The 25,582-nt window shown below is 65.3% G+C and carries 25 protein-coding genes; 15 read left to right on the top strand and 10 right to left on the bottom strand.

What is annotated here, in order from left to right; translation table 11 throughout:
• Position 1: 1 nt before the first annotated feature.
• From ACW2Q0_RS16810 to ACW2Q0_RS16780, 7 genes are read left to right on the top strand one after another with little or no spacing between them, the layout of a single operon-like run.
• Complete coding sequence (locus ACW2Q0_RS16810) at positions 2-520, top strand: (2Fe-2S)-binding protein (protein WP_457191085.1); 519 nt, start codon at positions 2-4, stop codon at positions 518-520.
• Entirely contained in the window at positions 517-2,907 is a 2,391-nt protein-coding gene (locus ACW2Q0_RS16805) for an aerobic carbon-monoxide dehydrogenase large subunit (RefSeq protein ID WP_457191083.1), read from the top strand. Before ACW2Q0_RS16810 ends, ACW2Q0_RS16805 begins: the two co-directional genes overlap by 4 nt.
• Before the next feature lie 25 nt (positions 2,908-2,932).
• Positions 2,933-3,823, top strand: a complete 891-nt coding sequence (locus ACW2Q0_RS16800) for an XdhC family protein (RefSeq protein WP_457191214.1) — start codon at positions 2,933-2,935, stop codon at positions 3,821-3,823.
• Positions 3,820-4,413: a nucleotidyltransferase family protein gene (locus ACW2Q0_RS16795; protein WP_457191081.1), complete on the top strand. Its 594-nt coding sequence runs from the start codon at positions 3,820-3,822 to the stop codon at positions 4,411-4,413. The genes ACW2Q0_RS16800 and ACW2Q0_RS16795 overlap by 4 nt, the downstream gene beginning before the upstream one ends.
• A complete protein-coding gene (locus tag ACW2Q0_RS16790) occupies positions 4,410-5,297 on the top strand; it encodes an AAA family ATPase (RefSeq protein ID WP_457191079.1) in 888 nt (295 codons plus the stop codon). Before ACW2Q0_RS16795 ends, ACW2Q0_RS16790 begins: the two co-directional genes overlap by 4 nt.
• A 13-nt stretch (positions 5,298-5,310) precedes the next feature.
• Positions 5,311-5,955, top strand: a complete 645-nt coding sequence (locus ACW2Q0_RS16785; RefSeq protein ID WP_457191077.1) for an SRPBCC family protein — start codon at positions 5,311-5,313, stop codon at positions 5,953-5,955.
• Entirely contained in the window at positions 5,952-7,154 is a 1,203-nt protein-coding gene (locus tag ACW2Q0_RS16780) for a vWA domain-containing protein (protein WP_457191075.1), read from the top strand. Before ACW2Q0_RS16785 ends, ACW2Q0_RS16780 begins: the two co-directional genes overlap by 4 nt.
• Before the next feature lie 111 nt (positions 7,155-7,265).
• Here ACW2Q0_RS16780 and yczE read toward each other — a convergent pair whose 3' ends face one another.
• A complete protein-coding gene (yczE, locus tag ACW2Q0_RS16775; RefSeq protein WP_457191073.1) occupies positions 7,266-7,898 on the bottom strand; it encodes a membrane protein YczE in 633 nt (210 codons plus the stop codon).
• A gap of 652 nt (positions 7,899-8,550) precedes the next feature.
• Here yczE and ACW2Q0_RS16770 point away from each other — a divergent pair.
• From ACW2Q0_RS16770 to ACW2Q0_RS16760, 3 genes are all read left to right on the top strand, one after another.
• Positions 8,551-8,967, top strand: a complete 417-nt coding sequence (locus ACW2Q0_RS16770) for a Fur family transcriptional regulator (protein ID WP_457191212.1) — start codon at positions 8,551-8,553, stop codon at positions 8,965-8,967.
• 39 nt (positions 8,968-9,006) lie between these two features.
• Positions 9,007-11,241, top strand: a complete 2,235-nt coding sequence (gene katG, locus ACW2Q0_RS16765; protein ID WP_457191071.1) for a catalase/peroxidase HPI — start codon at positions 9,007-9,009, stop codon at positions 11,239-11,241.
• 291 nt (positions 11,242-11,532) lie between these two features.
• Positions 11,533-12,249 carry a metal-dependent hydrolase gene (locus tag ACW2Q0_RS16760; RefSeq protein WP_457191069.1) on the top strand — a complete coding sequence of 239 codons (717 nt, stop codon included), beginning with the start codon at positions 11,533-11,535 and terminating at the stop codon, positions 12,247-12,249.
• A gap of 144 nt (positions 12,250-12,393) precedes the next feature.
• On the opposite strand, the gene ACW2Q0_RS16755 is transcribed toward ACW2Q0_RS16760, so the two are convergent.
• Positions 12,394-12,861, bottom strand: coding sequence for a phosphodiesterase (locus tag ACW2Q0_RS16755; protein WP_457191067.1), 468 nt, complete (start codon positions 12,859-12,861; stop codon positions 12,394-12,396).
• A gap of 948 nt (positions 12,862-13,809) precedes the next feature.
• Positions 13,810-14,013 carry a hypothetical protein gene (locus ACW2Q0_RS16750; RefSeq protein ID WP_457191065.1) on the bottom strand — a complete coding sequence of 68 codons (204 nt, stop codon included), beginning with the start codon at positions 14,011-14,013 and terminating at the stop codon, positions 13,810-13,812.
• A gap of 44 nt (positions 14,014-14,057) precedes the next feature.
• Here ACW2Q0_RS16750 and ACW2Q0_RS16745 point away from each other — a divergent pair, with 44 nt between their 5' ends.
• On the top strand, positions 14,058-15,296 hold the full coding sequence (locus tag ACW2Q0_RS16745) for a lipase family alpha/beta hydrolase (RefSeq protein WP_457191063.1): 1,239 nt from the start codon (positions 14,058-14,060) through the stop codon (positions 15,294-15,296).
• 16 nt (positions 15,297-15,312) lie between these two features.
• Here ACW2Q0_RS16745 and ACW2Q0_RS16740 read toward each other — a convergent pair whose 3' ends face one another.
• Complete coding sequence (locus ACW2Q0_RS16740) at positions 15,313-16,407, bottom strand: hypothetical protein (RefSeq protein WP_457191061.1); 1,095 nt, start codon at positions 16,405-16,407, stop codon at positions 15,313-15,315.
• A 171-nt stretch (positions 16,408-16,578) separates the two neighbouring features.
• Here ACW2Q0_RS16740 and ACW2Q0_RS16735 point away from each other — a divergent pair, with 171 nt between their 5' ends.
• Positions 16,579-17,376, top strand: a complete 798-nt coding sequence (locus ACW2Q0_RS16735; protein WP_457191059.1) for a HugZ family pyridoxamine 5'-phosphate oxidase — start codon at positions 16,579-16,581, stop codon at positions 17,374-17,376.
• A 61-nt stretch (positions 17,377-17,437) separates the two neighbouring features.
• On the opposite strand, the gene ACW2Q0_RS16730 is transcribed toward ACW2Q0_RS16735, so the two are convergent.
• Entirely contained in the window at positions 17,438-18,577 is a 1,140-nt protein-coding gene (locus ACW2Q0_RS16730) for an acyl-CoA dehydrogenase family protein (protein ID WP_457191057.1), read from the bottom strand.
• Between the two features lie 482 nt (positions 18,578-19,059).
• On the opposite strand from ACW2Q0_RS16730, the gene ACW2Q0_RS16725 reads away from it, so the two are divergent.
• Positions 19,060-20,550, top strand: coding sequence for a WS/DGAT/MGAT family O-acyltransferase (locus ACW2Q0_RS16725; RefSeq protein ID WP_457191055.1), 1,491 nt, complete (start codon positions 19,060-19,062; stop codon positions 20,548-20,550).
• Positions 20,551-20,666: 116 nt separating this feature from the next.
• On the opposite strand, the gene ACW2Q0_RS16720 is transcribed toward ACW2Q0_RS16725, so the two are convergent.
• Both ACW2Q0_RS16720 and ACW2Q0_RS16715 read right to left on the bottom strand, forming a co-directional pair.
• Positions 20,667-21,035, bottom strand: coding sequence for a hypothetical protein (locus tag ACW2Q0_RS16720; RefSeq protein ID WP_457191053.1), 369 nt, complete (start codon positions 21,033-21,035; stop codon positions 20,667-20,669).
• A gap of 40 nt (positions 21,036-21,075) precedes the next feature.
• The gene (locus ACW2Q0_RS16715; RefSeq protein WP_457191051.1) at positions 21,076-21,300 is read right to left on the bottom strand and encodes a TetR family transcriptional regulator; all 225 of its coding nucleotides are present in this window, start codon (positions 21,298-21,300) and stop codon (positions 21,076-21,078) included.
• Positions 21,301-21,668: 368 nt separating this feature from the next.
• On the opposite strand from ACW2Q0_RS16715, the gene ACW2Q0_RS16710 reads away from it, so the two are divergent.
• On the top strand, positions 21,669-22,541 hold the full coding sequence (locus ACW2Q0_RS16710; protein ID WP_457191049.1) for a TIGR03619 family F420-dependent LLM class oxidoreductase: 873 nt from the start codon (positions 21,669-21,671) through the stop codon (positions 22,539-22,541).
• 50 nt (positions 22,542-22,591) lie between these two features.
• Here ACW2Q0_RS16710 and ACW2Q0_RS16705 read toward each other — a convergent pair whose 3' ends face one another.
• From ACW2Q0_RS16705 to ACW2Q0_RS16695, 3 genes are all read right to left on the bottom strand, one after another.
• Positions 22,592-23,377, bottom strand: a complete 786-nt coding sequence (locus ACW2Q0_RS16705; protein WP_457191210.1) for an MmyB family transcriptional regulator — start codon at positions 23,375-23,377, stop codon at positions 22,592-22,594.
• A 182-nt stretch (positions 23,378-23,559) separates the two neighbouring features.
• Entirely contained in the window at positions 23,560-23,691 is a 132-nt protein-coding gene (locus ACW2Q0_RS16700) for a hypothetical protein (protein ID WP_457191047.1), read from the bottom strand.
• A gap of 38 nt (positions 23,692-23,729) precedes the next feature.
• Positions 23,730-24,326: a type 1 glutamine amidotransferase domain-containing protein gene (locus tag ACW2Q0_RS16695; protein WP_457191045.1), complete on the bottom strand. Its 597-nt coding sequence runs from the start codon at positions 24,324-24,326 to the stop codon at positions 23,730-23,732.
• A gap of 114 nt (positions 24,327-24,440) precedes the next feature.
• On the opposite strand from ACW2Q0_RS16695, the gene ACW2Q0_RS16690 reads away from it, so the two are divergent.
• Entirely contained in the window at positions 24,441-25,544 is a 1,104-nt protein-coding gene (locus ACW2Q0_RS16690) for a glutamate--cysteine ligase 2 (protein ID WP_457191044.1), read from the top strand.
• Positions 25,545-25,582 lie beyond the last annotated feature (38 nt).

The raw sequence follows: 25,582 nt of genomic DNA, 5'->3' as shown, positions 1-25,582 counted from the left end.
CATGCAGGTAACCATGACCGTCAACGGCGAACCGGTGACCGCGCAGGTCGAACCACGTACCCTGCTCGTGCATTTCCTGCGAGATCAGTTGCGGCTCACCGGAACCCACTGGGGCTGTGACACCAGCAACTGCGGCACCTGTGTGGTGGAGGTCGACGGCGAACCGGTGAAGTCGTGCACGATGCTGGCCGTCATGGCCGCCGGTCGCGCCGTGCGCACCGTCGAAGGACTCGAGGTGGACGGCCAACTCGATCCCGTGCAGGAGGGCTTCATGCAGTGTCACGGACTGCAATGCGGATTCTGCACGCCCGCAATGATGATCACCGCCCGCGCCCTGCTCGACCGCAACCCGAATCCCGACGAACAGACCATCCGGGAGGCGATCTCGGGCCAGATCTGCCGCTGCACCGGATACACCACCATCGTGCGGTCGATCCAGTGGGCCGCGGCCAAGCAACGAGGCGAAGCGGTGGAGCCCGAACCCGCCGCCGCGCCCACCCCGGTAGGGAGCACGTCATGACCACCGTCGAGTCACGACCCGAAGACCGCGTCGACAACGACCACAAGCCATGCGGTCACGGCAGGATGCTGCGCAAGGAGGATCCGCGGTTCATTCGCGGCCACGGCAACTACGTCGACGACGTGCAGTTGCCCGGCATGCTGCATATGGCGATCCTGCGTTCCCCGTTCGCGCACGCGCGGATCATGAGCGTCGATGTCTCCGCAGCCCAGGCACATCCGAAGGTCAAGGCAGTTGTTACGGGGGCGGATCTGGCGGCGAAGGGACTGGCCTGGATGCCGACACTGTCCAACGATGTCCAGGCGGTGCTGGCCACCGACAAGGTCCGGTTCCAGGGCCAGGAAGTGGCCTTCGTCGTCGCCGAGGACCGCTACTCCGCACGTGACGCGTTAGAGCTGATCAACGTCGAGTACGAAATGCTCGATCCGGTCATCGATGCCCGAACCGCACTGGCACCCGATACGCCGGTGATCCGCGATGATCTCGAAGGCAAGCGGGACAACCACTGCTTCGACTGGGAGACCGGCGACGCCGCCGCGACCGAGGCGGTGTTCGCACGCGCCGATGTCGTCGTCAAGCAGGAGATGGTCTATCCGCGAGTACATCCCGCGCCGATGGAGACCTGTGGCGCCGTCGCGGATCTCGATCCTGTGACGGGAAAGCTCACGCTGTGGTCGACAAGCCAGGCGCCGCATGCCCACCGCACGCTCTACGCATTGGTGGCTGGACTGCCCGAACACAAGATCCGGGTGATCTCACCCGATATCGGCGGCGGGTTCGGCAACAAGGTGCCCATCTATCCGGGCTACGTCTGCGCCATCGTCGGGTCGCTGCTGCTGGGCAAACCGGTGAAGTGGATGGAGGATCGCAGCGAAAACCTCACCAGCACCGGATTCGCCCGCGACTACATCATGGTCGGCGAAATCGCCGCTACCGCCGAGGGCAAGATCCTGGCCATCCGGTCGACCGTGCTCGCCGACCACGGCGCCTTCAACGGCACAGCCGCGCCGTCGAAGTATCCGGCCGGCTTCTTCGGCGTCTTCACCGGCAGCTACGACATCGAGGCCGCCTACTGCACGATGACCGCGGTCTACACGAACAAGGCCCCCGGCGGCGTCGCCTACGCGTGCTCGTTCCGGATCACCGAGGCCGTGTACTTCGTCGAGCGGTTGGTCGATTGCCTCGCCTACGAACTGAAGATGGATCCCGCCGAGCTCCGGCTGCGCAATCTCCTTCGCCCCGAACAGTTCCCCTACCGGAGCAAGACCGGCTGGGTCTACGACTCCGGCGACTACGAGAAGACCATGCGCCTGGCGATGGACATGATCGGCTACGACGCCTTACGAAAAGAACAACAGGACAAGCGCGCCCGCGGCGAGTTGATGGGCATCGGGATGTCCTTCTTCACCGAGGCCGTCGGCGCGGGCCCGCGCAAAGACATGGACATTCTCGGACTCGGGATGGCCGACGGATGCGAGCTGCGTGTCCATCCAACCGGCAAGGCCGTTGTGCGCCTATCGGTTCAGACCCAGGGGCAAGGGCACGAGACGACGTTCGCCCAGATCGTCGCCGAAGAACTCGGCATACCACCAGACGACATCGACGTCGTGCACGGCGACACCGATCAGACTCCCTTCGGCCTCGGCACCTACGGCACCCGGTCGACACCGGTCTCGGGCGCCGCGGCCGCACTAGTGGCGCGGAAGGTGCGCGACAAGGCGCGGATCATCGCATCGGGCATGCTCGAAGTCTCCGTCGCCGACCTCGAATGGGAGAAAGGCTCCTTCCACGTCACAGGCGATCCGTCCGCTGCCGTGACAATCCAGCAGATCGCGATGCGCGCACACGGCGCCGGTGATCTGCCCGAGGGCATCGAGGGCGGACTCGACGCGCAGATCTGCTACAACCCGGAAAATCTCACCTTCCCGTATGGCGCGTACTTCTGCGTCGTCGATATCGACCCGGGGACCGCCGTGGTCAAGGTCCGGCGCTTCCTCGCTGTCGACGACTGCGGCACCCGGATCAATCCGATGATCATCGAGGGCCAGGTGCACGGCGGTCTCACCGACGGTATCGGCATGGCGCTGATGGAGATCATGGCCTTCGACGAGGACGGCAACTGCCTCGGCGGATCCCTGATGGACTACCTCATCCCGACCGCGCTCGAGGTTCCGCATTTCGAGACCGGATACACGGTCACCCCGTCACCACACCACCCGATCGGCGCCAAAGGCATCGGCGAATCGGCCACCGTCGGATCACCGCCAGCGGTGGTCAACGCGGTGGTGGATGCATTGGCGCCGTTCGGAGTTCGGCACGCCGATATGCCGTTGACCCCGTCACGGGTGTGGGAAGCGATGCAGGGGCGGGCCACACCACCCATCTGAGTAGGTGCCAGTGATGCGATCACCGATGAAGATGAGCGAGCGTGCACAGCAGCTGGTTCGCACGCGCACGCCGTTCGTGCACGCGACCGTCGTGCGCGCGCAGCAGCCGACCTCCGCGCACGCCGGGGACGAGGCGATCCTGTTGCCGGACGGGACGATCGAGGGATTCGTCGGCGGCCAATGCGCCCAGAACTCGGTCCGCAAGGCCGCGCTGGGTGCCCTGCAGTCGCACGAGAGTGTGCTGCTGCGCGTACTACCCGACGGCGATCTGCAGTTTCCCGAAGCGCCCGGCGCGGCGGTCGTGGTGAATCCCTGTCTGTCCGGCGGAGCGTTGGAGATATTCCTCGAGCCACAGATTCCGGCGCCACTGGTGCGCATCTGCGGCGCGACACCCATCGCGGACGCCCTCGCCGCACTGTGCGAACTAGTCGGATTCGGGGTGCAGCGCGATGTTACCCAAGCCGACGCACCGGATGCGCTGGCCGACACGACGGCGATGGTGATCGCCAGCCACGGTGGCCCGGAAGCCGAGCTGATCCGCGCCGCGCTCGACGCGGGTCTGGGATATATCGGGTTGGTGGCCAGCAGGATCCGGGGGGCCTCGATTCTCGACGGACTCGGGTTGACCGACGCCGAGCGCGCACGCGTACGCACTCCGGTCGGTTTGCCGATCGGTGCCAAAACCTCTGCGGAGATCGCCGTCTCCATTGTCGCGCAAATGATCCAGGCGATCCGCAAAGACGGCTTGGTGACGCCCCGCCCAGTGGATGTCGCGGTCGAGGCACTCGATCCGGTGTGCGGCATGACCGTGACGGTCGGACCCGACACACCGCATCTCACCATCGACGATGTCGACCACTGGTTCTGCGGCTCCGGCTGCCGCAACACCTTCGCCGACGCGAAGACGGGCTCATGACAATCGGGTTCGTCACCGGAGTCGTGCTCGCCGCGGGCGCCTCACGACGTCTCGGCACTGCGAAACAGCTACTGCCGTACCGGAATACGACGGTTCTGGGCGCCACACTCGAGGTGGTGCGCTCCTGCGCTTTCGACCAGATCATCGTCACCCTCGGCGGCGCGGCGGCAGCGGTCCGCCAGCACGTCGACCTCGCCGGGCTCGACGTGGCCGTGGCCGAGGACTTCGGTTCGGGCTGTTCGTCGTCGTTGCGTTCGGCCCTGCGCGCGGTGAACCCCCGCGCCGCCGGAATCGTGCTGATGCTCGGTGATCAACCGGGTCTGTCGGCGGCGACTGTCGACCGGCTGATCGCCGAGGCAACCTCCACGGCGATCACGATCTGTCGCTACCGCGACGGTGTCGGGCATCCGTTCTGGCTCAGTCGCAGCGTATTCGGCGAATTGGCACAACTGCACGGCGACAAAGCCGTGTGGAAGATCATCGAGGCCGGCCGGGTTCCGGTGTCCGGACTCGACATCGACGCGCCGACGCCCTTGGATGTGGACACCTGGGACGACTACGCGCGCCTGCGCGCCGCGGCCGCACGATGATGTCGCCGTTCGACGATATCGAGGACGTGGTCCGGCGATTCGACGCCGACGACTACCTACTCGACACCGGGACCGCCGCCGCCTTCTATCTGGCCACCACATTGGGTCGGCCGCTGCTATTGGAAGGCGAACCGGGAGTGGGCAAGACGACAGCGGCCAAGACCCTGGCCACCGTGCTCGGCGCACCACTGATCCGCCTGCAATGCTACGAGGGCCTCACCGTGAGCGAAGCACTCTACGACTGGAACTACCAACGTCAGCTGCTGAGCATCCGGCTCGCCGAGGCGCGCGGCGCCGACCTCACCGAAGCCGACCTGTTCACCGAGACATTCCTGGTCGACCGCCCGATCCTGCGCTGTGTGCGCTACCGCGGTCCCACACCGCCGGTGCTGTTGGTCGACGAAATCGACCGTGCCGATGACGAATTCGAAGCACTGCTGCTCGAATTCCTCGGAGAGGCCGCGGTGACGGTACCCGAACTCGGGACCTTCGTCGCCGAGCGCCCACCGCTCACGGTGCTGACCTCGAACCGCAGCCGCGACCTGCACGACGCGCTGCGGCGGCGCTGCCTCTACCACTGGATCGACTACCCGGAACCGGCGCGCGCGGTGGCGATTGTGCGGCGCACCGTGCCCGGAGCCACCGACGTGCTGATCGAACACGCCACCCGATTCGTCGGCCACGCCCGCGATCTCGATCTCGACAAGCCGCCCGGCGTCGCCGAGACCATCGACTGGATCGCCGCGCTGGTGACACTCGGCGTCGCCGATCTCACGGCGCCGGAAGCCATCGCCGCACTCAGCGCACTGGCGAAGACCCCCGACGACCGCGCCACCGTCCACGAGGCATTCACCGAATACACCCAAGGCATGGCTACCGGATGAGAGGGATACTCCGATGAAGATCGCCAATGAGTTCACCGTCCACGCACCCGTCGAGCGGGCATGGGCGGTGCTGACCGATATCGAACAGGTGGTCCCGCTCATGCCCGGCGCACAGATGGTCGGCTGGGAAGGCGAAGACTTCCTCGGCAAACTGAAGGTCAAGGTCGGCCCGGTGACCAGCGAATTCACCGGGAAGGCGAATTTCGTCGAGCGCGACGAACACGACCATCGCGCCGTCATCAACGGCAGCGGCCGAGATTCACGCGGATCCGGAAACGCGGCGGCGACCATCACCACACAACTGCGCGAAGACGGCGACCAGACCCGGGTCACCGTGGACACCGACCTCAAGATCGTCGGCAAACTCGCCCAGTTCGGCAGCGGGATGTTGCAGCAGGTATCCGAGAAGATGATCGGTCAGTTCGTCGCGTCTCTGGAAGAGAAACTCGCAGCGGGCGATTCGGCCGCAGCAGCAGCCGGATCGGACAGCCGAGCGACGCAGGCGCAACCGGTCGCGCAAACCGAGCCCGCGCCGCTCGATCTCGTCGAGCTCGTCGGCCCCACGATGATCAAGAAGTATGCGCCCGCGATCGTGTTCATCCTCGCGTTCGTCCTGGGAATCATCCTGGTGCGCAGGCGGATGTGCGGGCAGCGATGACGCGGGCAGCGCTGCTGCGCGGCGTCGATCTGGCGGCATTCGCTGTCGCGGTAGTCGCGCGGCTGCGCCGTGGTGGCGTCGCGGTGGCGCCGAGCGGGCCCGCGCTGTACGTGCAAGCCTTGCGTCGCATGGCACCACGCTCGCGCACCGAACTCTACTGGGCTACGCGACTCACCCTCGTCGACCGCATGCAGGATCTCACCGCCTTCGACGCGGTCTTCGCGGCGGTGTTCGCCGACGCGGTGCTGGGTGTGGACCCGCCGAGCCGAACGCACGGACCGCCGGCCGAACACGCATCGGCACCAGGCATCACCGGTTGTCGGGGACAGCCTCGGCAAGGCGGTGAAGTCCCGTGGGCGACACTGCCATCAGCGACGGGGGCCGATCGCTCGACCGAGCAGGATGTCGTGCTGCCGGACGTGCTGCCGAGCCGGTTCGCGGCACGGGAACAGGAACCGTTCGCCCGCTTCGATCCGGACGATCTGCGAACGGTCGGCGCATGGCTGGAGCAGGCGTCGGCACACTGGCCGCAGCGCAGCAGCCGACGCTACGAAAACCATCCGCACGGCAAGCGGATCGACTTCCGGGCGACGATGCGCAACTCCCGCCGCACTGGCTGGGAGTCAGCGGTGCTGGTCCGCACCCGTCCACGTGGCCGCCCGCGCCGCATCGTGATGATCTGCGATGTCAGCCGCTCCATGCAGCCGTATTCGGCGATCTACCTGCACCTGATGCGGGCCGCGATGCAGCGCCGTTCGCCCGATCGCCCCGAGGTGTTCGCCTTCTCCACCGCGCTGACCAGGCTGACCTCGGTGCTGGCGCACCGTTCCCCGGATGTCGCGGTGGCCCGGGCCAACGACAAGGTGGTCGACCGCTACAGCGGCACGCATATCGGACGGTGTCTCGGTAGGCTGCTCGCAACTGCGTCCGGCAACGCGGTACGCGGCGCCGTCGTCGTCATCGCATCCGACGGCTGGGACAGCGACACTCCCGATGTTCTCGCCCATGCCATGGCCCGGATCCGACGCCGGGCTTGGCGCGTCATCTGGCTCAATCCCCGTGCGGGCAACTCCCGATTCCAGCCGACCACCGGGGCGATGGCGGCGGCCCTGCCGTACTGCGACATCATGATGCCCGCGCACACACTGGCGGGCATGTACGCGTTCATGCAAGCCCTGGCATCGGCGAATGCCACCTGATGGCGACACCGAAACCAGGGGAGGGGTCCAACAGTACCTTCTTGTAGCCCAAGACAATTCGCCGCAGGAATCGGACTGGGCCGTGCCCCACCGCGGTTCGACCGGCTGCGGTCACGGCGTCACCGGCACGATATCGGGCTCACCCTTGCGGTCCGCATGGAATCCCGGTAGACACCGGTTCGCGAACGGAATCAACACCTGAATCAGCGGGCCGATTCCGAAGGCATACACGACCGTCCCGATACCGACACTGCCACCCAACAGCCAGCCGGTCGTCAATACCGACACTTCGATCCCGGTCCGCACCAACCGCACTGACCATCCCGTCCGGCGGACCAGTCCAGTCATCAGCCCATCGCGCGGCCCCGGACCCATACCAGCCCCGATGTACAGCACCGTGGCCACCGCATTCAAGGCCACCGCGGCACCCATCGCGCCGACCCGCACCGGCAGCACATCCCAGTCCGGCAACATCCACAACCCGATATCGACCGATACACCGATCACCACGACATTGCTCACCGTGCCGAGACCTGGCCACTGCCGCAACGGAATCCACGCCAGCAATACCGCGGCTCCGGTAAGAGCCGTCACCGCGCCGAAACTGATCGGCACATGCGCGGCCACCCCTTGATGAAACACATCCCACGGATCCAACCCGAGGCCGGCGCGAATCATCACCGCCATCGAAAACCCGTACAACCACAACCCGACATAAAGCGCCACCAGCCGCCGAACCAACATCACCACAGCCTGCCGCCAACTGGACCCCCAAAACAGAGCCAATCACCAATCAGTGGCCGCACAGCCAGAAACGAATCCAGATTCCACCCTTTCTTCCGCTACCACCCCTAAAACGTCACAGTGACGATTTAGGGGTGGTAGACATCGGGCGCAAGGGAAGTAGCGCCCGAGCGGCCTAATCCCAAGAGCCCAGCGTCATCCGACATTTATCCATTAAAATGGACAAATAGACGGAAAATTTACACAGGCAGGGCTAGGGGTTGAGCGTAGGCCACGCAACCGCAACACACATTCCCACACACAGAACGCCGTGAGCCCCAGCCAGCCCGCTCGGCAACCCAAATCCCGAAAACCCCACATCCGCCAACCTCACACGGCGAGCGCCGCCCGCTCCGGCACCCCGGTTGCAACGCCGATAATCGACATTATGTTAAGTAATGGCCGTCCCCGACCGTCGCTCATAGTTCATCCGCCGCTCCCCTTCGAATAACCACCAGCTCGGACCGGCGGCGGATCGTGGGTTCGCCAGATGCGGCAGGCCCGGCGAGTGCTGTCGGTTCCGGATTGTCTCGAAAGTTTTCCGAAACCCTCCCCATAGAGACTTGAATGAGTCATACTCTTGAATGTGTCCACCACTTCGGAATTCGAGCGTATGTTGCGCGGGGTGTCACTGCGCGTGACCGCGCCTCGGGTTGCCGTGCTGACTGCCGTGCACGAGCATCCGCACGCCGATACGGACTCGATCCTCGGTCAAGTGCGCGAAACGCTCGGCGCGGTATCTCATCAGGCGGTATACGACGTACTGCGCGCACTGACAGCCGCCGGTCTGCTGCGGCGCATCCAGCCGATGGGATCGGTGGCGCGCTACGAGACGCGGGTCGGCGATAACCATCATCACGTCGTGTGCCGGACGTGCGGCGTCATCGCCGATGTCGACTGCGCCGTCGGCGAGGCGCCGTGCCTGACCGCATCACACGACAACGGATTCGTACTCGATGAGGCCGAGGTCATCTATTGGGGTTTGTGCCCCGATTGCTCGGCAGCACAAATATCGGGATCACACCCGTGATCACAGCCCGAATCACACACTCCCCCGAAAGGAAATGCCGTGCCTGAGGAACATCCGCCCATCGGAGAGGCCAATACGGAACCCGCCGCCGGTGGTTGCCCCGTTACGTCCGGTCGCCTCAAGTCCCCAGCCGAGGGCGGAAGCAGCAACCGTGAATGGTGGCCGAACCAGCTCAATCTCAAGATCCTGCAGAAGAACCCGGCTGTAGCCAACCCCATGGGCGCGGAATTCGACTACGCCGCGGAATTCAAAACCCTCGATCTGGCTGCCGTGAAGCAGGACATCGTCGAGGTCATGACCACCTCGCAGGAATGGTGGCCCGCCGACTACGGCCACTACGGCCCGTTGTTCATCCGCATGGCCTGGCATGCCGCGGGCACTTACCGGATCAATGACGGCCGCGGCGGAGCCGGTGCGGGTATGCAGCGCTTCGCCCCGCTCAACAGCTGGCCCGACAACGCCAGCCTGGACAAGGCGCGGCGTCTGCTGTGGCCGGTCAAACAGAAATACGGCCGCAAGCTGTCGTGGGCCGACCTGATCGTCTACGCCGGCAACGTCGCGCTGGAGGACATGGGATTCCCGACCTTCGGCTTCGGTGGCGGCCGCGTCGATCAGTGGGAGCCCGAGGAGGATGTGTACTGGGGTCCGGAGCAGACCTGGCTCGGCGACGAACGCTACAGCGGCACCCGCGATCTCGAAAACCCCTTGGCCGCGGTCCAAATGGGTCTGATCTACGTGAATCCGGAAGGCCCCAACGGCAATCCGGATCCACTCGCCGCAGCCGTCGATATCCGTGAGACGTTCCGCCGCATGGCTATGAACGATGTCGAGACCGCTGCGCTGATCGTCGGCGGCCACACCTTCGGTAAGACCCACGGCGCGGGCGATGCCGCACTTGTCGGTCCCGAGCCCGAGGCCGCGCCGCTCGAAGAGCAGGGCCTCGGCTGGAAGAGTGCCTTCGGCACCGGTGTCGGCAAGGACGCGATCACCAGTGGGCTCGAGGGCACCTGGACGCCCACCCCGACCAAGTGGGACAACAGCTTCCTCGAGACCCTGTACGGGTACGAGTGGGAGAAGACCAAGAGCCCCGCGGGAGCCTGGCAGTACATCCCGAAGGATGGCGCTGGCGCGGGCACCGTGGCCGACGCCCACGACCCGTCGAAGACCCACACCCCGGTCATGCTGACGACGGACCTCTCGCTCCGCATCGACCCGATCTACGAGCAGATCACCCGTCGCTGGCTCGAGCATCCCGAGGAGCTGACCGAGGAGTTCGCCAAGGCCTGGTACAAGCTCACCCACCGCGATATGGGCCCGGTCACGCGCTACCTCGGACCGGAGGTGCCGGAAGAGACGCTGCTGTGGCAGGACCCTGTTCCGGCCGCTGACTACGAACTCATCGGCGCAGCCGATATCGCCACCCTCAAGAGCCAGATCCTCGCCTCGGATCTGACTGTCGCACAGCTGGTTTCGACCACATGGGCGGCCGCGGCGTCGTTCCGCGGCAGCGACAAGCGCGGCGGTGCCAACGGCGGACGGATCCGCCTGCAGCCGCAGGCCGGCTGGGAGGTCAACGAGCCCGACGAACTCGCCCAGGTGGTACGGGTCCTGGAGGGCATCCAGGAGTCCTTCAACTCCGCCCAGACGGGCAACACCCGGGTGTCCTTCGCCGATCTCGTCGTGCTCGGTGGCGCCGCGGCGGTCGAGCAGGCCGCCAAGAACGCCGGCTACGACGTCGAGGTGCCGTTCACCCCGGGCCGCACGGACGCCAGCCAGGAGCAGACCGATGTGGAGTCCTTCTCCGCGCTCGAACCCAGCGCGGATGGTTTCCGCAACTACCTCGGCAAGGGCAACCGGCTCCCCGCCGAGTACCCGCTGATCGACCGGGCGAATCTGCTGACCCTCAGCGCTCCCGAGCTGACCGTCCTCATCGGTGGTCTGCGCGTACTCGGCGCGAACCACAAGCAGTCGCAGCTCGGTGTCTTCACCACGAATCCGGGATCGTTGACGAACGACTTCTTCGTGAACCTGCTCGATATGGGCACGAAGTGGGAGCCGTCGGCCGCCGATGACGGAACGTACGAGGGCAAGGATCGCGCCACCGGTGCGGTCAAGTGGACCGGCAGCCGCGTCGATCTGGTCTTCGGGTCGAACTCGCAGCTGCGCGCGCTCGCGGAGGTCTACGCGACCGACGACGCGAAGGAGAAGTTCGTCAACGACTTCATCGCCGCGTGGGTCAAGGTGTCGAACCTGGACAGGTTCGACCTGGTGTGATCAAGGAGCGATGACCGGCCGCCCCCGGCCGGTCCACCTCATGCGGCGCCCCCGCGAACTCGGATGGTTCGCGGGGGCGCCGTCGTGCATATGTCGGTTTCTCGACCACGCCGACAGTCATATGGATGTGCTGTTCGATCCCAATGGACCGTTCGCGGGCTGTGCCATACACACTGGGTACGCCGACCGCCTCTGGCCGCTGTCGGTGTACTCCCCTCCCCCAGACCCAATTTCGCCGACCGGTTAATCGCGTTTGTTTGAAACGGGTTGTGGTCAACTAACCTTCATGCGGTGCTAGGACATTCACATGCGACCAGTGGCGCTTTCGCCTGGTCGGTGGCAGCGGCCACGCTGCCCATCTCGGCCTTGGTCTATCCGGTATTACCAAGTGACGACGCCCATCTCGGTGCCGTCGAGATATTACTCGGTACCTTTCTGACAGCAGGGGCAGCGCTGCTACCCGATGCGGACCATCCGAACGGCACCATCGCGCATGTGCTCGGTCCGATCTCCTATCATCTGTGCCGGTTGATCTCCTGGATCTCCGGCGGACACCGGCATGCCACGCACTCGTTCGCTTTCGTGATCGCCGCCGCCTTCGGGACTTGGGCGGGCGAGCATTGGCTCGGCAGGTATTTCACCCTGGCATTGGTGTTTTTCCTACTCGCGCTGGCTGTGCGGGCCCTACATCTGTGCCCCTCCGGCGAGAGCATCCAGGCATGGGGCACGGTCATAGTCCTCGCGGCGGCAGGAACGTTCGCGATGGATCACTGGATCACTGACAAACCATCATGGTTGCCGTTCTCCGTCGGACTCGGGGCGCTGGCCCACCTCGCCGGTGATTGCCTCACCGATAAGGGATGCCGATTGTTCTGGCCGTTCTCGCTGCGTACCCGCGTGCCGGTGATCGAACGGACCGGGAATAAGGTCGAAACCTGGATTCTGTCACCGCTTTTCACGGTGGCAACGCTTGCCGTGCTCTGGCACGTCTTGACCGTCAATCCCTAGGGTCTCGCCGCTGCGCCGTCCGATACGTCGGCGGCGCGGGGCCTGGGCCTCTGTGCTTTTTTGGACCGTACAGAGTTCGGTGACTTTGGGATTTCTCGTAATATATTTGAATACGCATATCTCAATATTCCAATACAATACCTGTCACGGCGCCTCGCCGCGCCCCTGGCGGCTACCCGCGTACGCGATCTCGCGCAGTCGCCTGATGGCTTTGGGGAGTATCTCGACCTCGGCGGGATGATTGAGTATCGGGTCGAAGTAGTCGGTCCGCTGCTCTCCCTCGGCCAGGCGCAGGCTGATTTCGGCAAGTTTGCGAGACGGGCCGCCGAGGGGGCTGCCGATCAGATCGAAACACACCTCGTGCTCGCGCAGATATTCTTCGAGGGCTTCGATTGAGGCCGATTTCGGTTGTTCCGCAACGGGTTCGGCAAAAATCCAGGTAGGCGTCGAATTGTTGAAACGGTATGGCATCAAGCTGCCATACCTGGCGCGTGCCCAGCCCGTCGCGACAGTGAACACGAACCGACCAACCGTGCCGCGGCCCGTGGTCGCCAGGGCGAAGTCCCATGGTTTGTCGTCGCGATCCAGCACGCGGAAGGCGAAGCCGAGCACATCCGGTACAGCCCCCGGCCACCCGGTGCCCTTCGAGAGGCGAGCGATGACGGCCCGTCCGCCACTGCCGAACAAATTCTCGAACTCGTCTTCGGCGTGCAGGCGGCCGGATAGGTGCAGTCCGTCGGGATGGAAGACACGCGCATGCCGGAGCCTGGCACCGGCCGCGAACGCGCTTCGCACAACTGTGGCGGACAAATCGACCATGGCGAGTCCTCCCAGGGTAGACGAACGTGTCGTTTCCCGGTTGCCCCGCACGTCGCCGGATAAACGGCAGGCGACCTCCGACCCGAATATCCTGAGCCGGGTCCGCGGATCGATCAGCTCGCGCCGTTTCCGCCGCACTCGGCAACCCCACCACAAGGTCGGTAGAACCTGCCCTCGTCAACGGCTGCCCAGCGCTGCACCTGCGACTCGCCGGCAAGATCACCGTCGTCATCGCAGCGTGCATCGACGACGGCGTCATCACCAAGCTCTACTCCGTGCACAATCCCGCGAAACTGTCGCGGTGGTAACGCGCGACCGCCCTGCACCGCTGTCACACCCCTGTCCCCCATCCTTTGCTGTGTGCGGCTTGCCGTACGTTCCGTTCTGTTGGTCATACCTGAGAAATACATTCGTAAATGCGCATATCTACGTATGCAAATGCCACAGATCGGTTCGGCGCGGATAGGTTGTCGGCGCCGGGACAAGCTGATCGTCGCCGGATCGACGATGCAGCCCACCGCTGAACACCACCGCCCAACCCACCCCCCGGGCCCCGAAACACGCAGTGCCACACCACTTCCCCAGGTCGAGCGTTTGGAACTGCCGGTACCGCATCCGAGGACATGGTGCGCACCGCCGAGGAGCGGATCATTGCGAGAGTCGATGGTTCGCTTCTGGACTGCGATTTTCCTGGACCGACCACTCCCCCTGCCCGGCATACTGCTCCGGACCGTCTGGGCGCTACCGCAATGGGTACAGCCCAAACCACCACGCAGCGCCCGGATGCCTGCCGTCGACTTCGATGGCACGATCGTGCGCGACCTGCGGGACTATGCGATGGTCACGGGCGTCGTCGAATACGACGACAGCGTCTATCTCGGCAGTCTCACCGAGACCGCTGTCGGCGTCAAGCCGGATACCGTCCGGGATGTGCGGTCGACCCACCGCTTCGACCCGCAAATATCAGTGCACAGTTGTACACTGAATCCATGGGCGAGCCCGAGCGGCAACGACAGGCGGAGATTCAGGCGCTCGCGCGGTTGGCGGGCGATGAGCTGGGTGGTGCGATCGACGGCGTCGCCGCGGTCCATCGAGCCATTTCGGACCGGGCGTTCTCGGCAGTGGGGCTGGCCGTGCAGCCGGTCAAAGTGGTGCACGATGCGATTACCGACGGCGTGTATCGACTGGTGAGCGGTACCGCAGTGGCTGCGGGAGTGCTGGCCGAGCGCGCCGTGGATGTACCCGGCGCTGCGGTGCCGTCACGCACTGTCTTCGGATCCGGATTCCTAGCGGCGCTGCAGGGCTTGATCGGGGACAGTCTCGAAGATCAGCGACCGATTCTGACCGGGCCGATGGCATTCCGGATCAATGGCGAACCGATCGCACCGGGCTGGGTCGGTGATGTGGTGTCGAATCCGCGCCCGCGCATCGTGGTTTTCCTGCACGGTCTGGTGGAAACCGAACATGCTTGGCGACTCGGCGGGCGACCCAGCTATGCCGAGCGACTCGAAGAGGATCTCGACTGCACGCCCCTGATGGTTCGATACAACAGCGGTCTGCACATCTCGGAGAACGCCCGTCTGCTGAACGGCATGATGCAGGGCCTGGTCGAGAACTGGCCCGTGGCGGTCGAGCAGATCGCATTGGTCGGCCATTCCATGGGCGGCCTGATCGCGCGCGGTGCCTGCTATGACGCCGATCAGGCCGACCTGCCGTGGGTGCGCCGGGTGCGGCACATTGTTTGTCTCGGAACACCGCATCTGGGCGCGCCACTGGAGCAGTTGGTCCATTACGCGTCCGCGGCGTTGGTGAAAATGCCCGAGACCAGGCCGCTCGGCCGTTTGCTGCGGCGTCGCAGTGCGGGCATTCGTGACCTGCGCCAGGGAACACTCGTCGATGAGGATTGGCTAGGTCTGGACGCGGATGCCTTGCGTCGCAGGGTCATTCGCGAGGTGCCGCTGCTCGACTGCGCAGATCACTACTTCGTCACCGCCGCGGTCACCCGCAGCTCCCGCCATCCGTTCGGCCTGATCATCGGTGACGGCTTGGTCTTGCCGGCGAGTGGCTCCGGTCGAAATCGGGCCCGCCGCATCGGTTTCGACGATGCCAACGGCCTGCATATCCCTGGAGCCAACCATTTCACTTTGCTCAACCACGACGCCGTTTACCAGGCGCTGCTTCGCTGGCTGGCCGTCGATGCACACCGCGAGACGGTGCGCTGCGGTTGATCGGTCAGCACCCGGATCAGAATAGTTGGTCGGAGTGGCAGTCGGCTTCCCCTGTGACGTCAGCGGCGAACTGGGCTTCGACTTCCGTGTCGGCGCCCTCGGTGTGGGCCGAGTAGAGCAGTAAGCAGCCGCGGATGCCGTCGAGGAGGTCTTCGAGCAGGTCGAGGGCGGGGCGGGTGGGGTCGAGGCGGCTGATCCGGAACTCGTCGAGCAGTGCGGCGCGCGAGGCGCTGTCGAGATCGAATTTGCGCGCCTGCTCTTCGATTTCGGCGACGCGGGCCACCACTGCCCACGGTGCCGGCACGTGCCCTTCGGAGACGGCGACGGCCTCGGCGATGAGGTCGACGACGATCTCGGTCGGGGTCTCACCAGCGATCAGGCGCTCCAGCACCAGGGTCGGGGTTTCGACTTGCAGTGCTTCGATATCGTCGGCCTCGACGACCACATCGGCGGTCGGCACGCCCGCGAGTTCGCCCGCGATCTCGGCGGCGGCGTAGAGCCAGTGTGCGGCGGCGACGGATGCGGACGCGGGATCGAGTTCGGTGAACAGCTCCAGGGTGCCGAGGGGGTCGGCGCGCAGCAGTTGGTCGGCGGCCTGCACCTGGGCCGGTGAGACGTCCGGGCGGGAGAGTTCGACAGCTTGGCGGGCGCGGCCGGACAGAGCGCCGAGCTCGGCGGATTCGATGGCGGCCTGTTCGGTGCGGACCTCGGCAGCGATCGTGTCGCGCAGGGCGGAGTCGTTGATGGCGTGCAGGGTGCGCCCGACGCGGTGCGCGGATTCGACCACGCCGCTGTAGGAAACGACGAGTCCGTGGTCGGTCGGCAGGTTCGGGGTGCGTATTCCGGCCTCGACTTCCTTGAAGTTGCGGCGTTCCTCGGCGCGCCGCCAGGCCTCGCTGTTGGGGACGTCGGGATCGCCCGCGGCACTTGCCGGATGCGTATATGTGCGCCACTGGAAACGGGACAGGGTGGTCAGATTAGACGCCAAACTCGTTGCTTGATCATGGTTTATCGGCGGCAGCTCGGCCACCGTGGTTGCGAGATCGCCGCGTCCGGTCGCCCAGATGGCGACGAGGGCGTTGCGGTCGGCGTCGAATGCGTATCTGGTCACGCACGCCAGTCTTGCCGATCAGCGGCCGTTGTGCGCGCGATCGATCGCTTCGCTATCCGGTCGTCGGCGTTTCGAGTGTCCGATGTCAGCTCATCGGCGTCCGTCCCTTGGTTCGTGCGCCGGGTGGGACGCCGTGCTGAATGGCGGTGGATACCTGCGAGGATGGACGGTATGACTCTCGATCACGGTGATCCCGGCGACGCCCCCTCGACTCCACAGCCGACCGCGCCGGTAGCGAATGCCGCTCGTCCCTCGGCGGCCGAGGAGGCCAGAACCGTTGCGGCGGCGACGAATATCGCGACCTTGGCGAGTTTGAGCGAGGACGGTGGCCCGTGGGCGTCGTTCGTCACCTACGGGCTGCTGGATGGTCAACCGGTGCTGTGCGTGTCGCGGATGGCCGAGCACGGGCGCAACCTCGCTGCGGATCCGCGGGCCAGCCTGTCGGTGCTATCGCCCGATGTGCCCGCCGATCCGCTGGCCGGTACCCGGATCACGCTGGCCGGTGTGGTGGAGCGCCCGGTCGGTGCTGAGGCCGCGGCGGCGCGGGCGGCACATCTGGCGGCGGTGCCCGCGGCGAAGTACTACGTGGATTACAGCGACTTCTCGCTGTGGGTATTGCGCGTGCGGCGAGTTCGATGGGTCGGTGGATACGGGCGGATGGATTCCGCAACCGCCGAACAGTATCTGGCGGCCGCGCCGGATCCGGTGGTTCCGGTGGCGGGGCCGGCGATCACACATCTCAATGACGATCATGCGGACGCGCTGTTGTCGATGGCGCAGGTATTGGGCGGATACCTGGATGCGACCGAGGCCAGTTGTGAACGCGCGGACCGCTATGGCCTTGACCTGCGGGTCGTGACGCCGCGCGGGGTGGCACGCACCCGGGTGTGCTATGCGATGCCGATCGATTCGGCGGCCGAGGTGCGCGCCGCGACAGTCGAATTGACGCGGCGCTCCCGGCAGGTGTAGCAGACGGGTCCGCCCTCTCGGCGCCTGCGTGGTCGAATCGGAATCTCGCTGGGAGTGGGGTTCAGTGTGCGAGCGCGCGGCTGATGACCAGGCGCTGGATCTGGTTGGTGCCCTCGAAGATCTGGGTGATCTTGGCTTCGCGCATGTAGCGTTCGACGCGGAAATCGCGGGTGTAGCCGTAGCCGCCGTAGACCTGTACGGCGTCGGTGGTGACCTTCATGGCGGCATCGGTGGCGATCAGCTTCGCCACACTCGCCTGCCGCGCGTACGACAGTCCGGCATCGCGGCGCCGCGCCGCGTCGAGGTAGGTGGCGCGGGCGGAGTCCACGGCGGCGGCCATATCCGCGAGCAGGAAACCCAGACCCTGATGGTCGATGATGGGTTTACCGAAGGCGGTACGCTCCTTCGCGTAGGCGACGGCCTCATCGAGCGCGGCCTGGGCGAGGCCGGTCGCGACCGCGGCGATCCCGAGTCGACCGGAATCCAGTGCGCTCAAGGCGATTTGCAGTCCTTGCCCCTCTGCGCCGATCCGGCGCTCCGCGGGGAGGAATGCGTTGTCGTAATGGGCGGTCGTGGTCGGTACGGCGTGCAGGCCCATCTTCGCTTCGGGTTTGCCGAAGGTGAGCCCGGCGGTCTCGCGCGGTACGAGGAAACAAGAGATGCCGCGCGATCCGTCCCCGGTGCGCGCGAAGAGGTTGTAGAAATCGGCGATTCCGCCGTGGGTGATCCATGCCTTCGTACCGTTGATCCGGTAGCCGCCGTCGGCCGGGTTCGCCTTACATGCGACGGCCGCGGCGTCGGAGCCAGCCTGCGGTTCGGACAGACTGTAGGCGCCGATGAGGTTGCCGCCCAACATATCCGGTAGCCAACGCTGCTTCTGCTCCGCGGTGCCGAACGCCAGCAGCGGGTGGCAGGCCAGGCTGTGCACGCTCACCGCGACCGCGACCGCGACCCATCGAGCGGCGATTTCCTCGAGCACCTGCAGATACACCTCGTACGGCTGCCCGCCACCGCCCCACTCGACCGGGTACGGCAGACTCAGCAGCCCCGCCGCACCCAACGTGGCGAAGACGCCCTCGGGATAGGTCTCGGCTCGCTCGTGCTCGTCGACAATGGGGGCGAGGACCCTATCGGCGATCTCGCGGGTGAGCTGGATGAGATCGCGGGCCTCTTCGGTGGGCAGCAGGCGTTCGACGGCCACGAGACTCCTCGACTACGGATAGCAGTACTGAATTACTGCACACAGTACTGTCGCTTGCCCGCCGTCGGAGCGGCCCTCTCGGCCGCCTCACCCAATTCATGGCCGACGTAATTACCCACTCGAGTGTCGCCGAAACCAGTGCCGAGTCTGCCATCAACGTCCGATTCCGAATTCCGTAGCAGTCGCAGATCTTTCGGGAACCCGAGACCCCGGCTATACCTGGGAGTTCGCCGAACCAACGTAATACCGGCACACCCGCGAGTAATAAGGCGTAGGTCTCGCGTTTGCGCAGAATTAACGTCGCGGGCACATGACCGCAGCCGACAGCACCTCGCCGACAACTAACCTCAATGGCGCGTCTTCGACACGCACATCGGTATCACCGCAAGAGCGGAGCGGCTCGAACGGTTCCCAGCGCCCACAGATGCCGGCTGAACTGAATCGGCAGTCTGTCCCGAACCCAGCGACAACGCGGAGACCCCATGCCCCACGCCGACGTGAAAACCGCCCGCCACCTGAACGCCCGCATCGTTACCCCTGGTCAGCTCGCCACCTGCACATCGGCTGCCCGCGCGACACCCTCGCACAACATTCCGCTCTCGCCCGACAACGGGCCATCCCGGCAACTCAGCTCACTCGATGTCCTGCTACTCGACGCCGAATCACCGACCATGCTGCTCCACGTCGGATCGGTCACACTGCTGGAGCCACCCACCAGTGGCGGCGCGCTGGACGTCACGGTCCTGCGCCGCTTGATCGCGAGCCGACTACATCTGATCGCACCCCTGAGGTGGCGATTACACACCGTCCCATTGGGTCTCGACCTCCCCTACTGGGAAGACAGCGACACCATCGACCTCGGATATCACGTGCGCGATACACGCCTGCCCGAAGGTTCCACCGACGAGGCGCTCGCCGAACTCGCCGCCCGCCTGCACGCCCAACCACTCGACCGAACTCGACCACTGTGGGAATGCCACCTCATCTCGGGGCTGGCCGAAGGCCGCCAAGCCATCTACACCAAAGTGCACCACGCACTCATCGATGGTGTGTCCGGAGCCGAAGTCATGGCCGCGGTGTTCGACATCGCGCCCGAATCCCGGCCCGTGCCGCTACCCCCCGACGGCCTCCGACTGGCACGAACACCCAACCCCGCCGAAATACTCGGCCGCGGCATCGCACACACCATGGCCCGCCAAGCCGAACGAGTACGCCTGCCGCTACGCCTGGGACCGATGCTGCCGAACGCACTCACCGACCTGCCCAAAGCCAACCCCACGCTGCCGGGCAACGGCCCCAATGGCACCGGCCGGTCCTTCGCCTTCGTCTCGCTATCGCTCGACACCGTCAAACAGGTCAAGAACAGCTTCGGCGGCACCGTCAACGACGTGGTGATGACATTGTGCACCAGCGCACTCCGCCGTTGGCTACAGGACCACGACGCACTGGCCGACGAGCCGGCCGTGGCCGCGATCCCGGTATCGGTGCGCACCCCCGAGCAACTCGGCACCGCGGGCAACCAGTTCTCCATCATGCTGTCCGAACTACCCATCGGCGAAACCGACCCACAGCACCGCATGAAACTCACCCACGCCGCAATGCTCGCCGCCAAAGACCGCTTCCACACCACCCCACCGGCCCTGCTGCACTATGCCACCGCGGCACTCCCCCAGATCCTGCACGGACTGGCCACCCGCCTACTGCTGCGCGTCGCCGCCCCCGCACTCCCACTGGCCAACATGATCGTCTCCAATGTCCCCGGTCCGCAGATACCCTTGTACACCGCAGGAGTCCAGGTAGCCGGCTGCTATCCCATCTCTGTACTCACCGACCTATCAGGCCCACTCAACATCACCGTCATGTCCTACAACGGCCACCTCGACTTCGGCATCCTCGCCGATACCGACACCATCCCCGACGTCTGGAACATCGCCACATACTTACAAGACGCGCTCGCCGAACTCACGCAATAACCACTCACGTGGACCCTGCCCCCGAGCCCGTTGATGTTCCCACGGTTTGGGGGAGACGGCGTCAGGCCAGGGGCGGTATCGAACGGCTACCCCTTGACCTACAGAAACGAACATCCCTACCCACCACCCGAAGTCGCCTCGCGCACCGGAACGGTCAGCATGGCGACGATCATGTCGACGATCTCGCCGGTATCGCTGTCGGGATCCGCGATGCGTACCCCCGCTTCCAGGGCACGTTCGTAGTCGGCGATCAGGGCGAACATAATGGTCGCCATGGTTTCCAGTCGCTGGCGGCGTCGGCGGGAGGGGAGTTGCGGGAGGGCCGCGTCCAGGCGGGTGGCGATGATGCGGACGGCGGCGCGGTCGGCGCCGGCGAGGCGGCGCGCGTCGGCGATTACCGGGTGGGCGCGCACCACCTCGAGGAAGCGGCCGTAATGGGTGACCTGTGCGGTGGAGATGAGTTCGAGGATGGGAGCGGCGAGCATCGCGACCAGTGCGCGGATCTCATATGCGGTGCCGTCGGACTCATCGGGCGAGCAGGCCCATTCGGCGATCTTCGAGCCAGTTCATGCGGCGGTCGACGATGGCCTCGAGCAGACCAGCGCGGGAGTCGAAGTAGTAGTGCACTGCTGAGTTGTTGCGCTGGCCCGCGGCCGCGGCGATATCGCGCAGCGGGACATCCACGCCGCGCTCGGCGATGAGTCGTTCACCCGCATCGAGCAGTGCGGCACGCGGATCCTCGGCGGCCATACCAGCACTGTACTGAATCCGAGTATTGACGATATTAGGCATAGGTGCTTAATTGGGGCCGGACGGAACGGATGCTCGGCCGTGCCGCGAGCGGCCTTCGTGCAGCAGACTCGAGGTGATCCGATGACCATCGCGCGGGGCCCGATCTACCAGCTGTGCTGGGTGGTACGCGATATCGAGACCGCGCGCGAGTTCACTCAGCGATACGGCGTCACGAAGTGGTTCACCATCCCCGACATGCAGTTCGGGCCGCGGTTGTGCGAATCGCGTGGCGCGCCCGCGAATTACATGGTCACCGTGGCATCGGGATATGCGGGCGGGCGGCAGCCGAACACGCGCACAGGACCGAAATATGAAGGGCGATCGAGATGCGATTCACCTATGCCGAAACGATGACGGATCCGAGCTTCTATCTGCCGCTGGCGCAGGCCGCGGAGGCAGCCGGGTACACCTCGATCACGATCGCCGACAGTGTGGCCTATCCGAAGGAATCCGACGCCACCTACCCATACACCCCCGACGGCAAGCGGGAGTTCCTGGAGGACAAGCCGTTCATCGAGGCCTTCGTGCTCTCAGCGGCCATCGCGGCGGCCACGACTACGCTCCGGCTGACACCCTTCGTGGTGAAGCTGCCCATCCGCCCACCGGTATTGGTGGCCAAGCAGGCCGCCTCGGTCGCGGCGTTGAGCGGGAATCGGTTCGGATTCGGTGTCGGGATCAGTCCGTGGCCGGATGATTTCGACATCATGGGTGTGCCGTTCGAACGTCGCGGCGCCCGGATGGACGAGTGCATCGATATCGTGCGCGGGCTCACCGCGGGAGGCTATTTCGAATTCCACGGCGAGTTCTACGATCTGTCGCCCATCAAGATCAGCCCGGTGCCGACCGAGTCGATTCCGATCCTCATCGGCGGACACAGCGGACCGGCATTACGGCGCGCGGCTCAGCGTGGCGACGGCTGGATGCACGCCGGTGGCGATCCGGCCGAATTGGACCGCCTGCTCGCGAAACTCGATGTCCTGCGCGCCGAATACGGTTCCCGCGAGGATTTCGAGATCCACGTCATCTCGCTCGACGGGTTCACTGTCGACGGTGTGAAGCGGTTGGAGGACAAGGGCGTCACCGATGTGATCGTCGGCTTCCGCTACCCGTACACCACCGAACCCGATACCGAATCGCTGGACACCAAGATCGCGCACCTGTCCCGGTTCGCGGAGAAGGTCATCGCGAAGACGAGCTGAACCGCTGCCAGGCCTGCGGTGAGATGGGGTGCGGGCCATGATGCCACTGATCACGACACACCATTGAGGCGCCTCTTCGTCTCCGCATCGGCCGGGAAGAACGATTCGATGGCGAGTTCGGCGACGGTCACGTTCATCGGTGTACCGAACACCGTGGTGACGCTGATGAACGACAGTTCGTGGTCGTCACGGCGCAGGCGTAGCGGAACGATCGCCTGGTCGGGTTCTGGGAGGGTGAGATCGACTGTGCCACCGGGATATTCGCGTAGTTCTTCGCGGAGCTCGAGTAGTTCGGACGAGCCGGTGACGTCGATCTGGCGCGACAGGCGCTCGAAGATATGGCCACGCCATTCGGCCAGATTGACGATGCGGCTCGCCATACCGTCGGGGTGCAGGCTCAGTCGCAACGCATTCACCGGTGCGGTCAGCAGTTTCGGATTGATGCCCGTCAACAGCAGTGCCACACCGGAATTGGCGTCGATCATGTTCCAGCTCTGGTCGATAGCCAGCGCGGGGTAGGGGTCGTGCCCCGCGAGGATCTGGCGCATCGCACCGCGCACCGCATCCATCGCGGGTGTATCGAGCGACGGTTCGGCGTAGGCGGGTGCGAATCCGGCCGCGAGTAGCAGCCGATTGCGCTCCCGCAACGGAATCTCCAACTGCTCGCACAGATGTACGACCATGGTGCGGCTCGGATTCGCGCGACCCGTTTCGATGAAGCTCAGATGCCGCGCGGAAGTTTCGGCGCGCCCAGCCAATTCCAGCTGGCTGAGCCTGCGCTCGAGCCGCCAATGGCGCAGCAGGTCACCGGCTGTCTGCGTACTCACTGTGCCGATCCTACGAAGCGCACGGCTCCGACACGATTACCTGACAGGTAATCGATGTGCGACTCAGAACCGCCAGCGGGTCCGACCAGCGGGTTCCACGGTCGAGAGCGTGGCGGTGAACGCGGAGGCGCTATCCACCCACAGTGCGCCGACGGCGGTGACGTGCGGGCTGCTGTCCGGATTGATGGTGGTCAGCCACGGGTGTTCCGGTCGAGGCCGCCGGTGCCGGAATCTTCTTCGATGCCCGCGTCGAGCCGTTTGCGAATGCTGTCCCGATCGATGGGCGGCCGCTCGTAGCGGTCGGCGAGGTTGATGGTGTCCATATCGGCCTGACGATTCGGGTCGGCGGAACTCGCCGGTGTCAGAAGATTTCATCGCCGACGAAGGCCTGGGCCGACTGAGCCGCGGTGAGCTCGGCGGCGATCGCGTCGGTGAATTCGGTGAGATCGCCGGGACTGCGGGAGGTGATCAGCGGCCAGCCGTTCTCATCGGAGCGCACCACCGCACGATCGATCCAGCGCCCCTGCGCGTTGACGATATCGGTGCGCAGCGAGTGGTAGGACGTCAACGTCTTGCCCGCGAGGACGCCGGCCTCCACGAGCAGCCAGGGACCGTGACAGATCGCCGCGACGGGCTTACCCGCGCGCACGAACTGCTGTGCGACTTCCACGGCGCGCTCGCAGACACGCAGTTTGTCCGCGTTCACCGTGCCACCCGGCACGACGAGCAGGTCGAAATCGTCGACCTCGAGATCGTTGAGTGCCGCATCCGGCTGCACGACCTCATCCTTGTCGACATCGTGTCGAAAAGTCTGGACCTCGCCGCGTTCGGGGGTCGCGTGCACCGCGACGGCGCCGTGTTCGCGCAACCAGTCCAACGGCATCAGCAACTCGTCGTGTTCGACGCCGGTATTCGCGGTGATGACCAATGCGCGCACACCGCGCAATTCCTCGGACATGACCGGGACCCCTTTCTCGCCGATCTTTCACCAAGGTCGACCTACCCGCGCGCGGGCGACTCAAACGATTCCGGCATCGGTCCGGACCAGCGATTTGCGCAGTAAAATCCAGTAATGGCCGTGGCCCTGCCCACCGTCGGCGTGGAAGAGGAGTTCCTTCTGGCGGATCCGATCACAGGTGCGCCGAGTCCGCGGAATGTCGAAGTCGCGGCGGCGGCGGCCGATGTCGGCATCGATCTGCAGTTGGAGTTGACGCGCTGTCAGGTCGAGATAAATACCGGCGTGCACACCCGGACCCCCGATTTACTCGATGACCTGCGTCGATTGCGACGCAGTGTGGCCAATTGCGCGGAGAAGCACGGCGCACGGCTGCTTGCGGTGGCTGTTCCGCCCGCGGTACCGAAGACGTTTCCGGTCACCGATACCCCGCGCTATCAGCGCATCGAACGCAATTTCGGGATGCTCGCCCATGAGCAGGGTTTGTGTGGCTGCCATGTCCATGTCGGGGTGCCGTCACGGGAAACCGCGGTGCGGGTGGGGAATTATCTGCGGCCCTGGCTACCGGTACTGTTGGCGTTGACCGCAAATTCCGCGGTCTACCGCGCCACCGATACCGGATACGCCAGTTGGCGCAGTATTCAGTGGCGGCGGTGGCCGAGTGCCGGACCGCCACCGTTCTTCGATTCCGAAGCCGATTACGACGATATGGTGCGGATGATGCTCGCCAGCGGCAGCATTCTCGATAAGGCGATGGTGTATTGGGATGTGCGGCCCTCGGCCTCGTATCCGACTGTCGAGGTGCGCGTCAGTGATGTACCGGCGACGGTCGAGGAAACGGCGTTGCTGGCCACACTGATTCGCGCCGCTGTCGTCATGGCGAACGCCGCGCTGCAGAATGGGCTGCCACCGCCGCCGGTGCCCGCGGAGGTTTTGCGGGCCGCGTATTGGAAGGCCGCCCGATCCGGGTTGGACGGCGATGGGCTCGACACGCTCAGCGGCCGCGCGTTTCCGGCCCACACCCTGCTCGGCAGGCTGGTCGACCACCTCACTCCCGCGCTCGAGCAGCTGGGTGACCAGCAGTTCGTCGCCGAAACCGTCGATGCGGTGCTCGCACGTGGCAACGGCGCTCGGCGCCAACGCACCGCGTTGTCCGCGCACAACGATGTCAACGATGTCATCGATGTTGTCGCCGCCGCGACCCTCGAAGGGTGCTATTGACCGGACAAGCACGGCCTGTGCGGCGACGAGAGCTTGTT

This window comes from Nocardia citri, assembly GCF_054065835.1.
This window is presented reverse-complemented; position numbering and strand designations above follow the sequence as displayed.

Coding starts and splice junctions, on each gene's coding strand:
- ACW2Q0_RS16810 (WP_457191085.1), top strand. CDS start 2: ATGCAGGTAACCATGACCGTCAACGGCGAACCGGTGACCGCGCAGGTC.
- ACW2Q0_RS16805 (WP_457191083.1), top strand. CDS start 517: ATGACCACCGTCGAGTCACGACCCGAAGACCGCGTCGACAACGACCAC.
- ACW2Q0_RS16800 (WP_457191214.1), top strand. CDS start 2,933: ATGAAGATGAGCGAGCGTGCACAGCAGCTGGTTCGCACGCGCACGCCG.
- ACW2Q0_RS16795 (WP_457191081.1), top strand. CDS start 3,820: ATGACAATCGGGTTCGTCACCGGAGTCGTGCTCGCCGCGGGCGCCTCA.
- ACW2Q0_RS16790 (WP_457191079.1), top strand. CDS start 4,410: ATGATGTCGCCGTTCGACGATATCGAGGACGTGGTCCGGCGATTCGAC.
- ACW2Q0_RS16785 (WP_457191077.1), top strand. CDS start 5,311: ATGAAGATCGCCAATGAGTTCACCGTCCACGCACCCGTCGAGCGGGCA.
- ACW2Q0_RS16780 (WP_457191075.1), top strand. CDS start 5,952: ATGACGCGGGCAGCGCTGCTGCGCGGCGTCGATCTGGCGGCATTCGCT.
- yczE (WP_457191073.1), bottom strand. CDS start 7,898: ATGTTGGTTCGGCGGCTGGTGGCGCTTTATGTCGGGTTGTGGTTGTAC.
- ACW2Q0_RS16770 (WP_457191212.1), top strand. CDS start 8,551: ATGTTGCGCGGGGTGTCACTGCGCGTGACCGCGCCTCGGGTTGCCGTG.
- ACW2Q0_RS16745 (WP_457191063.1), top strand. CDS start 14,058: ATGGGCGAGCCCGAGCGGCAACGACAGGCGGAGATTCAGGCGCTCGCG.
- ACW2Q0_RS16735 (WP_457191059.1), top strand. CDS start 16,579: ATGACTCTCGATCACGGTGATCCCGGCGACGCCCCCTCGACTCCACAG.
- ACW2Q0_RS16725 (WP_457191055.1), top strand. CDS start 19,060: ATGCCCCACGCCGACGTGAAAACCGCCCGCCACCTGAACGCCCGCATC.
- ACW2Q0_RS16720 (WP_457191053.1), bottom strand. CDS start 21,035: ATGCTCGCCGCTCCCATCCTCGAACTCATCTCCACCGCACAGGTCACC.
- ACW2Q0_RS16715 (WP_457191051.1), bottom strand. CDS start 21,300: ATGGCCGCCGAGGATCCGCGTGCCGCACTGCTCGATGCGGGTGAACGA.
- ACW2Q0_RS16710 (WP_457191049.1), top strand. CDS start 21,669: ATGCGATTCACCTATGCCGAAACGATGACGGATCCGAGCTTCTATCTG.
- ACW2Q0_RS16700 (WP_457191047.1), bottom strand. CDS start 23,691: ATGGACACCATCAACCTCGCCGACCGCTACGAGCGGCCGCCCATCGAT.
- ACW2Q0_RS16695 (WP_457191045.1), bottom strand. CDS start 24,326: ATGTCCGAGGAATTGCGCGGTGTGCGCGCATTGGTCATCACCGCGAAT.
- ACW2Q0_RS16690 (WP_457191044.1), top strand. CDS start 24,441: ATGGCCGTGGCCCTGCCCACCGTCGGCGTGGAAGAGGAGTTCCTTCTG.